This is a genomic window from Pseudomonas sp. BLCC-B112, from assembly GCF_028550695.1.
GTDB lineage: Bacteria > Pseudomonadota > Gammaproteobacteria > Pseudomonadales > Pseudomonadaceae > Aquipseudomonas > Aquipseudomonas danubii.
Window position 1 is genome coordinate 57,457 of record NZ_JAQQGK010000004.1, and the last position, 13,451, is coordinate 70,907.

General features: G+C 63.2%; 12 protein-coding genes. 6 read left to right on the plus strand and 6 right to left on the minus strand.

Features of this window, described 5'->3' with window-relative positions:
- Nucleotides 1-11 precede the first annotated feature (11 nt).
- The 4 genes from PQT43_RS11700 to PQT43_RS11715 all read left to right on the plus strand — a co-directional run bounded on the left by PQT43_RS11700 (nt 12) and on the right by PQT43_RS11715 (nt 3,003).
- Nucleotides 12-731 carry a helix-turn-helix transcriptional regulator gene (locus tag PQT43_RS11700; protein WP_272753967.1) on the plus strand — a complete coding sequence of 240 codons (720 nt, stop codon included), beginning with the start codon at nt 12-14 and terminating at the stop codon, nt 729-731.
- A gap of 52 nt (nt 732-783) precedes the next feature.
- Nucleotides 784-1,122, plus strand: coding sequence for a ketosteroid isomerase (locus tag PQT43_RS11705; RefSeq protein WP_102879226.1), 339 nt, complete (start codon nt 784-786; stop codon nt 1,120-1,122).
- Nucleotides 1,123-1,226: 104 nt separating this feature from the next.
- Complete coding sequence (gene zapE / locus PQT43_RS11710) at nt 1,227-2,354, plus strand: cell division protein ZapE (RefSeq protein ID WP_102879227.1); 1,128 nt, start codon at nt 1,227-1,229, stop codon at nt 2,352-2,354.
- Between the two features lie 157 nt (nt 2,355-2,511).
- Nucleotides 2,512-3,003 carry a GNAT family N-acetyltransferase gene (locus PQT43_RS11715; RefSeq protein WP_267268252.1) on the plus strand — a complete coding sequence of 164 codons (492 nt, stop codon included), beginning with the start codon at nt 2,512-2,514 and terminating at the stop codon, nt 3,001-3,003.
- A gap of 65 nt (nt 3,004-3,068) precedes the next feature.
- Here PQT43_RS11715 and PQT43_RS11720 read toward each other — a convergent pair whose 3' ends face one another.
- The 5 genes from PQT43_RS11720 to PQT43_RS11740 all read right to left on the minus strand — a co-directional run bounded on the left by PQT43_RS11720 (nt 3,069) and on the right by PQT43_RS11740 (nt 8,163).
- On the minus strand, nt 3,069-4,496 hold the full coding sequence (locus PQT43_RS11720; RefSeq protein ID WP_267268251.1) for a heavy metal sensor histidine kinase: 1,428 nt from the start codon (nt 4,494-4,496) through the stop codon (nt 3,069-3,071).
- On the minus strand, nt 4,493-5,167 hold the full coding sequence (locus tag PQT43_RS11725; RefSeq protein ID WP_102863484.1) for a heavy metal response regulator transcription factor: 675 nt from the start codon (nt 5,165-5,167) through the stop codon (nt 4,493-4,495). The genes PQT43_RS11720 and PQT43_RS11725 overlap by 4 nt, the downstream gene beginning before the upstream one ends.
- A 321-nt stretch (nt 5,168-5,488) precedes the next feature.
- On the minus strand, nt 5,489-5,713 hold the full coding sequence (locus PQT43_RS11730; RefSeq protein ID WP_102879229.1) for a hypothetical protein: 225 nt from the start codon (nt 5,711-5,713) through the stop codon (nt 5,489-5,491).
- A gap of 275 nt (nt 5,714-5,988) precedes the next feature.
- Nucleotides 5,989-7,731, minus strand: coding sequence for a phosphoethanolamine transferase CptA (locus PQT43_RS11735; RefSeq protein WP_267268250.1), 1,743 nt, complete (start codon nt 7,729-7,731; stop codon nt 5,989-5,991).
- A 258-nt stretch (nt 7,732-7,989) separates the two neighbouring features.
- Nucleotides 7,990-8,163: a DUF6026 family protein gene (locus tag PQT43_RS11740; protein WP_170002794.1), complete on the minus strand. Its 174-nt coding sequence runs from the start codon at nt 8,161-8,163 to the stop codon at nt 7,990-7,992.
- A gap of 481 nt (nt 8,164-8,644) precedes the next feature.
- On the opposite strand from PQT43_RS11740, the gene gnd reads away from it, so the two are divergent.
- Together gnd and zwf are read left to right on the plus strand one after the other, a co-directional pair.
- A complete protein-coding gene (gene gnd / locus PQT43_RS11745) occupies nt 8,645-9,625 on the plus strand; it encodes a phosphogluconate dehydrogenase (NAD(+)-dependent, decarboxylating) (RefSeq protein ID WP_102879231.1) in 981 nt (326 codons plus the stop codon).
- A complete protein-coding gene (zwf, locus tag PQT43_RS11750; RefSeq protein ID WP_102879232.1) occupies nt 9,622-11,139 on the plus strand; it encodes a glucose-6-phosphate dehydrogenase in 1,518 nt (505 codons plus the stop codon). The genes gnd and zwf overlap by 4 nt, the downstream gene beginning before the upstream one ends.
- A 252-nt stretch (nt 11,140-11,391) precedes the next feature.
- On the opposite strand, the gene paaZ is transcribed toward zwf, so the two are convergent.
- Entirely contained in the window at nt 11,392-13,446 is a 2,055-nt protein-coding gene (gene paaZ, locus PQT43_RS11755) for a phenylacetic acid degradation bifunctional protein PaaZ (protein WP_272753970.1), read from the minus strand.
- Nucleotides 13,447-13,451: the final 5 nt, after the last annotated feature.

Consider the following 13,451-nt stretch of genomic DNA (forward strand, 5'->3'; position numbering starts at 1 on the left):
GTCCACCCAAGGTGTCGCGAGCCAGCCGTTTACTCACCCTGTTGCAGATGCTGCGGGGCAAGAGCCGTCCCGTTACCGCGGCCACCCTGGCGGCGGAGCTGGAGGTGTCCGAGCGCACCCTGTACCGCGATATCGCCGAGCTCACTTCACTGGGCGCGCCGATCTACGGTGAGGCGGGCATCGGCTATGTGTTGCGCAGCGGGCTGTTCCTGCCGCCCTTGATGCTCAATGCCGACGAGACCGAGGCCGTGGTCCTGGGCTTGCGTTATGTCGATCAGCGTGGCGACGAGGTGCTGAGCAAGGCCGCGGCCGATGCCATGGCCAAGATCGCCGCCGTGCTGGCCCCGGCGGCCCAGGATGCCCTGCGCAATCCGACCTTGCTGCCGGGCCCCGCGGGCTGGGGCTTTCCCGACAACAGCGTGTCGTTGAACGTGTTCCGCCAGGCGATCCGGCATCAGGCCAAGCTGTTGATCGACTATGCCGACGTCAATCGCAACCCCAGCCAGCGGCTGATCTGGCCCTTGGCTCTGGGGTTTCTCAACGAGGCCCGGGTGATCGTTGCCTGGTGTGAGCTGCGGGGCGATTACCGGACCTTTCGCACCGACCGCATTGCCGCGGCCCAGGAGCAGGGACAGACCTATCCGGGGCGGCGCAGCGATTGGCTGCGAGCCTGGCGCCAGTGCCTGCAAAAGGACGAGCATGGCGGTCAATTCACTCCTGACAGGAAATGACGCGCGGGGCTTTTAACATGGCGCGATCATCGACTCATCAGGAGCTTTTCTCATGTCAGGTATCGACGTTTCACTGGCCCCGGCGATCCGCGCCTACGTGATGGCGGCCAACACTGGCGACAGCTCGGTGGCGGCGGCGATCTTTGCCGCCGAGGCCCAAGTGTTCGACGAGCGAGAACACCGGGTCGGGCCGCAGGAGATTGCCCGTTGGATGGACGCCAGCCATCGCGTGCGTCCGCGGCTGCAGATCCTCGGGGTCCAGCAGCGCACCGGCAAGGTGTTGCTGGACAGCCTGGTCTGCGGGGATTTTTCCGCCAGCCCCCAGACGCTGCGCTACACCTTTCGCCTGGACCCGCAGGGACGGATTGCACGGCTGGATATCTCCCGCTGAGGCTTGTCGACCGGTGTGTCGAGCGGTTCGTCGGCAAGCCGGTTCCTCCATGGAATGGGGCGCGGTGGCATACTGCGGCTTTTTTGCCGGGAGGCCCGCGGCCCATGCCATTCGATTCCCCCTTGAGCGCCTATCGGCATGCCCTGGAGCAGGACGGCTTCGTCGCCGACGAGGCACAGGCGCGGGCCGTGCAAGCCTTGCAGAACTGTCACGAGGCCTTGCATCAGGGGCGTACAGCGGTGCAAGGGGTCTATCTGTGGGGGGCGGTCGGGCGGGGCAAGACCTGGCTCATGGATCAGTTCTACCAGAGCCTGCGGGTGCCGGCGCGGCGTCAGCACTTTCATCACTTCATGGGCTGGGTGCACCAACGTTCGTTCCAGCTCACCGGCACCGCCGATCCCTTGCAAGCCCTGGCCCGAGAGCTCGCCGAAGAGGTGCGGGTGCTGTGCTTCGATGAGTTGTTCGTCAACGACATCGGTGACGCGATCATTCTCGGGCGCCTGTTCCAGGTGATGTTCGAGCAGGGCGTGGTCATGGTCTGCACCTCCAACCAGCCTCCCGAGCAGCTGTATGCCGAGGGCTTCAATCGTGAACGTTTCCTGCCGGCCATCAGCGCCATCAGCCAGCATATGCAAGTGGTGGCGGTGGACGGCGAGCAGGATCACCGTCTGCATCCGGGGGCTGCCGCGCAGCGCTACTGGCTCAGTGCCGAGGGCCAGCCCAGCGCCCTGGAACCCTTGTTCCAGCAGTTGAGCGGCGGCCAGGCGGTCTCCACTGAGCCGCTGCTGATCGGCTATCGGCCGGTGCAGGTGGTCAAGGCCGCCGGCAGCGTGATCTGGTGCCGTTTTGCCGATCTGTGCGAACAGCCGTTTTCCGCCATGGACTTCATGGCGCTGTGTGACAGGTTCAGCGCAATCCTCCTCAGCCAGGTCCCCAACCTCAGTGCCCAGCAACGCCCGGGACGCATTGCCCGAGGCACCGAGGATGGCGCCCAGCGGGTGGTGGCAGGGGATCGCGAATTGCCGCAACTGTCGATCCATGACGACAGCGTGCGCCGCTTCATTGCCCTGGTGGATGAATGTTACGACCGCAAGGTGCCGCTCTATCTGGAGGCCCAGGTACCGATGGAGCAGCTGTACACCGAGGGTTACCTGGAGTTTCCCTTCCGCCGCACCTTGAGCCGCCTGCAGGAAATGCAGTTGCAACGGTTTGCCAGCCAGCCTCGCGCTTGAGGGGAAGAGCTTCCGGCTGTGGTTCATCCTGGCCAATCATTAGGATTTTTCTGCAGAAGGAGGGAGAAAAATCTTCGTTTGGTCAAATCCCCCAGCCTACAATCGAGGCTGCCTGAGCCCTGAACGCTCACTTTCACTGCATTGATCGAGGATGAACATGGACGTTGTCGATGTCGTGGTGCTGCAAGCCAGTTACAGCAACCCGGTGCATGCCGAAGCCATAGGTGTGCTGCTCAATCATTACGCCCAGGACCCCATGGGCGGCGGCCAGGCCCTGGCGCCGGACCAGCTTCAGCAACTGCCGGCAGAGCTGGCCAAGCGACCTCAGGCGTTCAGCGTGCTGGCCTTTGCCGGTGGCCAGCCGGTGGGGCTGGTGAACTGCTTCGAGGGCTTTTCCACCTTTGCCTGCCGGCCCCTGGTGAATGTCCATGATGTGGTGGTGCTGGACAGCTTTCGCGGCCAGGGCCTGAGCAAGCGGATGCTGCAGAAGGTCGAGGACATTGCCCGGCAACGGGGTTGCTGCAAGATCACCCTGGAAGTGCTGGAAGGCAACGCCCAGGCCCAGGCCGCCTACCAGGCCTGCGGTTTTGCCAATGCCATGCTCGATCCCGCCCATGGCCGCATGCTGTTCTGGAGCAAAGCTTTGTAATGTCCGATGTCAGGCCCCCCGGCTGATTGGCGCCCTGGTGCTGTAGGGGAGCGGGGCTGACTGCTCTAAGCGTCGTGCAATGCCGGGTCGAGTTTGGGGAACACCAGGCGGAACTCGGTGAGGCTGTCCGGTACGCTGTCGACCTCGGTGCGGCCCTGATGCAGGTTCATGATCGAGCGCACGATTGCCAGGCCCAGCCCGGTGCCGCCTTCGGCTCGGGCGCGACTGCTGTCGACCCGATAGAAACGCTCGAACAGATGGGGCAGGTGGCAGGCGGCGATGCCCGGCCCGGGATTGCCCACGGCGAGGCTCACGCTCTGCAGTTGGCGCTCGATCCGCAGCTCGATCCGGCCCTGATCCGGGCAATGGCGGATGGCGTTGGACAACAGGTTGGAAATGGCCCGCTGGATCATCAGGCGATCCCCCAGCACCCAGGCGTCACCGCGCAGTTCCAGCTGCAGTTGCCTGTCCTCGGCGCTGAGGGCAAACAGGTCCATGACCCGCCGTGCTTCCTCGCCCAGAGACACCCGGGCAAAGCGGGCCTGGGAAGCCGGCTGGCTGACCTGGGCCAGGAACAGCATGTCGGCGACGATTCGTGTGACCCGCTCCAGCTCCTCGATGCTGGCCTCCAGCACGGCCTTGTATTCCTCCGGGGGGCGCTCGCGGGACAGGGTCACTTGGGCCTTGCCCATCAGGTTGCTGATGGGCGAGCGCAGTTCGTGGGCCAGGTCGTCGGAGAACTGCGACAGGCGCTGCACGCCGCCATCCAGGCGCTGCAGCATGACGTTGATGCCCTGGCCCAGTTCCGCCAGTTCCCGGGGCAGCTTGTCCAGGTTCAGGCGATGGGTCAGGTCCTGGGTGGTGACCTTGGCGGCGACCCGGGTGAACTGCTGCAGGGGCAGCAGGCCCCTTTGCACCAGCCACCAGGCACCCATGCCGATCAGCAGCAGCAACAGGGGCAGGGCAATCACCGTGGAGCGCAGGTAGGCGCTGAGCAGTGCCTGGTCATTGCCACGGTCCAGGCTCAACACCACTCGCACCGGCTCGCCATTGCGCAGGTTCATTTGCCGGGTGGCGCTGAGCAAGGGATTGCCGCGGCTGTCGCGCCAGTCGAGGTAACCCTCGGCGCTGCTCTCCCTCAGGGCCCGGGGCAGCGGTTGCTCAGCGATGCCGCCAACATTGAGCAAGGGTTCGGCCAGAGGGGCGCTGCTCAGGATGTTCAATTGCAGATTGTCGTGGCCCATCACCAGGTCCAGCAGGGAATGGGGGCGGGCGGCCAGGTCGCTGCTCTTGAGGTCGCTGGTGAGGCTGTGCTGGATCTGTTCCAGCTTGCTCTCCAGGCCCTTGCGCGCCAGGTTGTCCAACTCGTGGTTCAGGGCCAGATAGGCCAGGGTCGCCAGCAGCAGGACCAGGGCCGCCCCCATCAGGCTGACGGTCAGCCCCAGGCGCATGGACAGGCTGCTGTTGGTCGGCGCCGCTGGCTGGGGCGTCATTGGCGCACTTCCAGGACATAACCGACACCGCGCAGGGTGTGGATCAGCTTGACTTCACTGGCGTCATCGATCTTGGCCCGCAGGCGGCTGATGGAGACTTCCACCACATTGGTGTCGCAGTCGAAGTTCATGTCCCAGACCAGGGAAATGATTTGCGTGCGGGTCAGCACTTCCCCCGAGTGGCGCATCAATACATGCAACAGGGTGAATTCCTTGGTCGTGAGATCTATCCGGCGGTCGCCGCGATAAGCCCGATGCCGGCGAGGATCAAGTTGCAAGTCGGCCACTTGCAATACTTGCGGCTGGGACACGGGTTCGCTGCGGCGAATCAAGGTCCGGACCCGGGCCAGCAACTCGGGAAATTGAAAAGGTTTGACCAGATAATCATCGGCGCCCATATCCAGCCCTTTGACTTTGTCTTCCAGGCGCCCGCGAGCGGTCAACATCATGACCCGGGCCGGAGAATGTCCGCGCATATGTTCCAACACTTGCCAGCCATCTTGGCCCGGCAGGTTTATATCCAGGATCACCAACTCGTAAGGTTGTTGCTGTATCAGGTGCAGGCCGTCCACGCCATTGTTGGCACGGTCCACGACATAACCACTTTCACTCAGGCCTTGATGCAGGTAGTCCGCTGTTTTGGGTTCGTCTTCAACCACCAGAATACGCATTGCCAGATCCTCTCCAAACCGCTTGGGCATTATCGAATGAGTGCAGGGTGAAGCCTGAAGTAGCTACAGGGTCAAGAAAATTAATCAGCTAATTCATAGGATTAGCCAGGTCACCCGATAGCGGGTGAGTGCTTGGGCGCAGGCATGCTAGTTGATTGCACGCAGGGAAAGTGGCGGATGACAGAGTTGTAATATTCCTGTCATTGGCGTGACAGTGAGGGCCTGCCAGCGGATAAAAAAAGGCGCCCTATAGAGGGCGCCAAACGTCCATCTCTGCCAAAGGAGCACATTGTCCAGAGTGGGTACTGCGTTGAAGAGGTATCAGGCGCCGGGCTGTTGTTGCTTGGCGTCCGGTGCGGAATAGTGGGTACCGGCCTTGTCTTGCTCGGTCTTGGCGAGGTTCTGGTTTTTATCGCCGTGAATCTGTTGCTGGTTGACCCGGAAGTTCTCGTAAAAGCGTTGCATATGCTCGGCTCCGCCTTCGGCAAAGGCTGCACTGGAAGTGGCGAGAATCAAACCGCTAAATACCAAAGTTGAAAGTTTCATACTGCGTTTCCTACTTAAGAGTGTTCGGTAACTTGTTTCGTCCCTGCACAAGAAGTGATGGGGCAAGTTTCAGCGAAGTGTATTAAGTGAGGGTTAACGTCAGCCTGAGCGGGATATTACATTCTTGACATTATGTGTCTGCAGACAATCAAAGCCTGTAGCAGCTGGTTGGCCAGCGAGGGCGTCGCAGAGCTCGCTGCAAGGCAGGATGGCGCCTTTGCCGGCATGCCGGGCCCCGCAGGGATGGGGGCCGTTGCGGCCCCCGAGTCGGGTTCTTATTTCTGGACCACGGTCGCTTCCGTCGGCGCTTTGGGTTTCATCAGGCTGAAGTCGATCAGCGCCTTGCTCTGGCGCGAGTAGGGATCGCCAATCAGCAGCGGGCGCGGCTTGAAGCTGTCGCTGACCAGGCTGCGGCTGTGGTCCAGCTGGTCGAAACTCAAGCCCGCCAGATCGGCCCAGGTATGAATCAGCTGGGAGCTGCTGTAAGGGCGGCTGAGGTCGGAAGCAAAGTTCCAGTCATGGGTTTGCCGCCACTTCGGCGAGGCCCAGGCCATGAACGGGATGGTGTACATCGGCGCCGTGGGCTTGCCTTCGTTGCGTCCCAGGGTGTCGTGGCCGGCGGAGTCGAAGACGTCTTCGCCGTGGTCCGACAGGTACAGCAGGAAACCGTTGGGGTCGGTCTTGGCGTAATCCTTGATCAGGCTGGAGACCACGAAGTCGTTGTACAGCACCGCGTTGTCGTAGCTGTTGTAGGTCGGCAGTTGATCGTCACGCACACCGGCCGGCACGCCCTGGCGATCGGTGAATTTGTCGTAGCTTGGCGGGTAGCGGTACTGGTAGCTCATGTGGGTGCCCAGCAGGTGGACCACGATGAACTTGCGCGGGGCGCTGTCGGCCAGGGCCTTGGAGAAGGGCTCGAGCACGTCGCCGTCGTACTGGCGGGCGTTCTGGTTGCGGTTGTTGTTCAGGTACACCTGCTCGTCCGCCTGCTCGGAGAAGGTGGTGAGCATGGTGTTGCGCTTGGTCATGGTCTGCTGGTTGGTGATCCAGTAGGTCTTGTAGCCGGCCTGCTTCATCACGCTGACCAGGGACGGGGTCTTGAGGTAGAGATCGGGGTTTTCTTCGTCGGCAAAGGTCAGCACCTGTTGCAACGCCTCGATGGTGTAGGGGCGCGGGGTGATGACGTTGTCGAACACCGCCAGCTGGTCCTTGAGCTTGTCCAGCTCCGGGGTGGTCTGGCGCGGGTAGCCGTAGAGGCTCATGCGCTGGCGGTTGGTGGACTCGCCGATCACCAGCACCAGGGTGGCCGGCTGGTTGGCCATGCTGTCCTTGAGGTTGGTCAGCGGCGGGATCTTGCTGACGCTGTCGAGCATGCCCTGCATGCCGTTCAGTTGCTCACGGTAGCGGCGATAAGCGACCACCATCTGCCACGGCACGGCGGGTTCGATACGGGTTTCGAATTTCTCCAGGCCCTCGGCCAGGGTGTCGGTGCGAGCGATTTGCTTGATCAGCGGGTAGCCGACAATCGCCACCAGGATTGCCACGGCAGCCGCCAGGGCCTGGCCCCGGGGCAGGTACACCGGGCGCAGGCGGGTCCAGAGGAAGAGGGCGAAGGCGGTGTGGGCCAGGAACGCCAGGAGCATCCACCAGGCAAAGTACTGCGTCAGGTATTCACCGGCCTCCGAGGGGTTGGACTCGAACATGATGAAGATGACGCTTTGCGAGAACTCCTGCTGATAGACGAAGAAATAGCCCAGGCTGGCCATGGAGCAGGCCCAGAGCACCACGCCGATCACTGCCGCCATGACTCTGGTGCGTGCCGGGAACAGCAGCATCGGCGCCAGCCAGATGGCGCTCATGAAGAACGCCTGGCGGAAACCGGCGAAGCCGGACGTGTCCGTCAGTTGAATCAGCAGTTGGGTGATGCCGGAGAAATACCAGAAGAACAGGAACAGCCAGAGCAGCCCCATCCAGTCAAAACCTGTCGCAGACGTGTTACTGCGTTTGAACAATGCCATTCAGCGCTCCCCGCCGTTCCGTGATCATTGCGCGCCGGTTCAGCGCTGCGAATGAAGGCCGCCGTCTGTAACATGACGGCCACAATGGCCGGGAGTATCGATAGGCAAGTGTGAAAAGTTCGTTAGCGCAGCGTTGGATTTTTGTCCGGCGTAGCAGGCGGCGGGATCAGGTGTGGCGGGAGATAGGTGACAGGAAAGGGAGCGGGTAGAGCGGTGAACGCAGGCCGGGCCTGCGTTCTGGGGCACAGCTGAGGTTGCTCAGGGGCGCTGCAGCGCTACGGCAGGGGCTTGTCCCTGGTTCTGCAACAGCAGGCGCAATTGGGCGAGTTCCCGTTGCAGTTGATCGCGCTCGTCTTTGAGTTGGCGCAATTCGTCACGACGAATGGTCACGTAGAGAGTCTGTGCTGGTCGTGCCGGTAGTACTGTGCCCATTGCTTCACCTCGCAAATGGAGTGCCTCAACTATGCTTCGCTGGTCGCATCCCTTGCGCAAAGCACTATCGTCGGCAGCGCGAAAATGACGGTGTCAGGCAACCGTCTTGCCTTCACTCGTGACGTTTTCACGCAGCCTGAAGGCGGCAATTTTATTTCTTTTTAGCGCAATTGGAACTTTTTTATTTTTCGTGGTCGTTGTGCCTTCCTGGTGTTTTGCGTCGTTATCCCCCCAGTTTCTGAGAAACTTCGCCCCCAGTGCCGGGACTAATCTCCACGCGGTTCGCGCCGGCCGAGGGGCAAGAGATCGGGCTTGGGCGCGCTGCGTTGCGCGCAGGTGGCCGCAAAAACTGGCGTTATGTCTGAAGATTGCGCTGTCTTGGAGCGTCTCGCCTTGTATAGTTGCGCCCCTCGACGTTTGCACCCAGCCCTTTGGGCTATACATTTTTGATCTGAATTTTTTGCAGTAGGAGCATCAGCACATGCAACTGGGGATTATTGGACTGGGCCGCATGGGCGGCAACATTGCACGGCGCCTGATGCTCAATGGGCACGAGACCGTAGTCTTTGACCGCAACACCGATTTCGTCAGCACCCTGGCCGCCGAAGGCGCCAAGGGCGTCGCCGACCTGCCGGCCCTGGTGGCCGGCCTGGAAAAACCCCGCGCGGTCTGGGTCATGCTGCCCGCCGGCGCACCCACCGAAGAGACCATCGACACCCTGAGCCAGTTGCTGGAACCGGGTGATGTGATCATCGACGGTGGCAACACCTACTATAAGGACGACATCCGCCGTGCCCGGGACCTGGCGCAAAAGGGCCTGAAGTACATCGATGTCGGCACCTCCGGCGGCGTCTGGGGCCTGGAGCGCGGCTACTGCATGATGATCGGCGGCGATGCCGATGAAGTGCTGCGCCTGGACCCGCTGTTCGCCGCCCTGGCCCCCGGCCTGGGTTCGATTCCACGGACCAAGGACCGTGTTTCTGATGACGACCGTGCCGAGCGTGGCTATATCCATGCCGGTCCTGCCGGTGCCGGGCATTTCGTCAAGATGATCCACAACGGCATCGAGTACGGGATGATGCAGGCCTTCGCCGAGGGCTTTGACATTCTCAAGACCAAGTCTTCGGACATCCTGCCGGAGGATCAGCGCTTCGACCTCAATGTGGCGGACATCGCCGAAGTCTGGCGGCGCGGCAGCGTAGTGTCCTCCTGGCTGCTGGACCTGACCGCCGATGCCCTGGCTGGCGATCCGAAGCTCGACGGTTTTTCCGGTGCCGTGGCCGACAGTGGCGAAGGGCGCTGGACCATCGAAGCGGCCATGGAGCAGGCGGTGCCGGTTCCGGTGCTGTCCAACTCGTTGTTCTCCCGCTACCGCTCCCGCGGCCAGGGCACCTACGGCGACAAGCTGCTGTCGGCCATGCGCTTCGGCTTTGGCGGCCACGTGGAGACCGGTAAGAAATGACCTCTACGCGAAAGAAGTCCAAGGCGTTGCCCGCGCCGCCGACCACGCTGTTCCTGTTCGGCGCCCGCGGTGATCTGGTCAAGCGCCTGCTGACCCCGGCGCTGTACAACCTGAGCCGCGACGGCTTGCTGGATGAGGGACTGCGGATTGTCGGCGTCGACCACAACGCGGTGAGCGACGCTGAGTTCGCCACCTTGCTGGAAGACTTCCTTCGCGATGAAGTGCTGAGCAAACAAGGCCAGGGGGCGTCCGTGGACGCCGCCGTCTGGGCCCGCCTGACCCGTGGCATCAGCTACGTCCAGGGCGACTTCCTCGACGACTCCACCTATGCCGAACTGGCGGCGCGAATTGCCGCCAGCGGCACCGGCAACGCGGTGTTCTACCTGGCCACCGCGCCGCGCTTCTTCAGTGAAGTGGTGCAGCGCCTGGGGGCTTCGGGGTTGCTTGCGGAGGGGCCGGAGGCCTTTCGCCGGGTGGTCATCGAGAAGCCCTTCGGCTCCGATCTGCAGAGCGCCGAGGCCCTCAATGCTTGCTTGCTCAAGGTCATGAGCGAGAAGCAGATCTATCGCATTGACCATTACCTGGGCAAGGAAACGGTCCAGAACATCCTGGTCAGCCGTTTTTCCAACAGCCTGTTCGAGGCGTTCTGGAACAACCATTACATCGACCACGTGCAGATCACCGCGGCGGAAACCGTCGGGGTCCAAACCCGTGGCAGCTTTTATGAACACACCGGCGCCCTGCGAGACATGGTGCCCAATCACCTGTTCCAACTCCTGGCGATGGTGGCCATGGAGCCTCCAGCGGCCTTTGGCGCCGATGCAGTGCGCGGCGAGAAGGCCAAGGTGGTGGGGGCGATCCGCCCCTGGTCCCTGGAGGAGGCGCGGGCCAACTCGGTGCGCGGCCAGTACCGCGCCGCCGAAGTGGCGGGCAAGGCCCTGGCGGGTTACCGCGAAGAAGCTAATGTCGCGCCGGACAGCAATACCGAAACCTATGTCGCGCTGAAGGTGATGATCGACAACTGGCGCTGGGTCGGGGTGCCGTTCTACCTGCGCACCGGCAAGCGCATGAGCGTGCGCGACACCGAAATCGTCATCTGCTTCAAGCCGGCACCCTACGCGCAGTTTCGCGATACCGAAGTCGATCAGCTGTCGCCGACTTATCTGCGGATTCAGATCCAGCCCAACGAAGGCATGTGGTTCGACCTGCTGGCGAAAAAGCCCGGGCCGAGCCTGGACATGGCCAATATCGAACTGGGCTTCGCCTATCGGGATTTCTTCGAAATGCAGCCGTCCACCGGCTACGAGACGCTGATCTACGACTGCCTGGTCGGTGACCAGACGCTGTTTCAGCGGGCGGACAATATCGAGAACGGGTGGCGCGCCGTGCAGCCTTTCCTCGATGCCTGGAAGCAGGACGCGAGCGTGCAGACTTACCCTGCGGGTGAGGATGGCCCGGATGCCGCTGATGAGTTGCTGGCCCGGGATGGCCGCGTCTGGCACGCCCTCGGATGAAGGGGGGCAAGGTGCGGTCCATCGCGTTCCTGTTCAGCGATATGGACGGCACCCCGTTGCACCCGGATCAGCGCCTCAGCCCTTCAAACATCCTCCAGCGCTACAACCAGTAACTCACCGCATACCAGCCCAGCAGGCCCATCACTACGATGTAGGGCAGGCCGTCGAGAAAGGCCGCCCCCCCTCTCTCGCAGCAGCCAGCTTGCTGGCGAAGGCAGCCCCAAGGTCGATGTTTGAGGGCCATTCCTACGCTCAGGGGGTGCGTTTGGCAACCAGGGTCAGGATGTCGTAGCTGGCCACCAGATCACCCAGTTGATTGGTCACTTCCACGTCCCAGGCCACCACCCCCTGCGGCGTGCCCTGGGGGCTCTGTTTGCCCTGGTCGATCTTGCGCTTGCAGGTCAGCCGCGCCTGCAGGGTGTCGCCAATGCCCACCGGGCTGATGAAGCGCAGGCTGTCCAGGCCATAGTTGGCCAGCACCGGGCCCGGCGCCGGGGACACGAACAGCCCGGCCGCCGCCGAGAGCACGAAGTAGCCGTGGGCAATACGCTTGCCGAATTGGGAGTCCTTGGCGGCGATCTCGTCGAAGTGCATATAGAAGTGGTCCCCGGACAGGCAGCCGAAGTTCACCAGATCGGCCTCGGTCACGGTGCGGCGGTGGGTCAGCAGGGACTCGCCGATCTGCAGGTCCTGGAAGTGCCGGCGGAACGGGTGGACCTCGGTTTCGATGACCTTGGCGCCGCGCACGTATTCACCGGTCACTGCCGCCAGCATGCTCGGCGAGCCCTGGACAGCCGCCCGCTGCAGGTAGTGCTTGACCGCCCGCAGGCCGCCCAGCTCTTCACCGCCACCGGCGCGACCGGGGCCACCGTGCTTGAGTTGCGGCAATGGCGAACCGTGGCCGGTGGATTCGCCGGCGCACTCGCGGTCCAGCACCAGCAGCCGGCCGTGCCAGCTGGCGGCCCGGGGAATGACCTGGGCGGCGATGCCCGGGTCCTTGGTCACCAGGCTGGCCACCAGGCTGCCCTTGCCGCGAGCGGCCAGGTCCAGGGCCTGGTCCAGGTCGTCGTAGGCCATCAAGGTGCTGACCGGGCCAAAGGCCTCGATGTCGTGGGCGCCGCCCTGAGCCAGGGGATCAAGGGACAGCAGCAGGGTTGGGGCAAAGAACGCGCCCTGGCTGACGTTGTCGCCCCGGGGCTCGAAGCCGTCCCGGGCGCCGAACAACAGATCGCTGCTGTACAGCAGGCTCTCCAGACGTTCGGCCACGTCCCGCTGTTGCTCATGGGAGGCCAGGGCGCCCATGCGTACGCCTTCCACCGACGGATCGCCGACCACCACCTTCGACAGGCGCTCGCGCAAGCCCGTGGCCACGGCATCCAGCTGTTTGGCCGGAACGATGGCGCGGCGGATAGCGGTGCATTTCTGACCGGCCTTGACCGTCATTTCCCGCACCACTTCCTTGATGAACAGCTCGAATTCCGGGTCGTCCGGGGTCACGTCCGGCGCCAGGATCGCGCAGTTCAGCGAGTCGGCTTCGGCATTGAAGGGCACCGAGTGGCGGATCAGGTTGGGGTTGGATCGCAGTTTGCCGGCGGTGACGGCGGAACCGGTAAAGGTCACCAGGTCCTGGCCTTGCAGGCGATCCAGCAGGTCGCCGGTGCCGCCGATCACCAGTTGCAGGCTGCCTTCGGGCAGCAAGCCGGATTCATGCATCAGACGCACGGCGGCCTCGGTCAAGTAGCTGGTAGCGCTGGCGGGCTTGACGATGCACGGCATGCCGGCGAGGAAGCAGGGGGCGAACTTCTCCAGCATGCCCCAGATGGGAAAGTTGAACGCGTTGATGTGTACCGCCACGCCGCCCCGGGGCACCAGGATATGGGTGCCGGCAAAGCTGCCGAGCTTGCTCAGGGATTGCGCCGGGCCTTCGTGCAGCAGGTTGCCCGAGGGCAGCTCGCGGGCGCCGAGTCCGGCGTAGCTGAACAAGGTGCTATTGCCGCCTTCGATGTCGATCCAGCTGTCGGCCCGGGTCGCGCCGCTGTGGTGGGACAGGGCGTACAGCTGTTCCTTGCGTTCGCCAAGGTACAGCGCCAGGGCCTTGAGGCGCTGGGCCCGCTGCTGGAAATCCAGGGCCAGCAGCGCTCGGGCGCCGTTCACGCGTCCATGTTGCAGCGCTTCGGCGAAGTCCAGGGGCTCTTCATGGGTACGCGCCACTTCATCGCCATCGATGGCGCTGCGCAAGGCCTGGGCCGGGTGCTGGCCGATCCAGCGGCCGCCGATAAAGCTTTGCAGGGTAGGAGACTGAGGCATGGAAG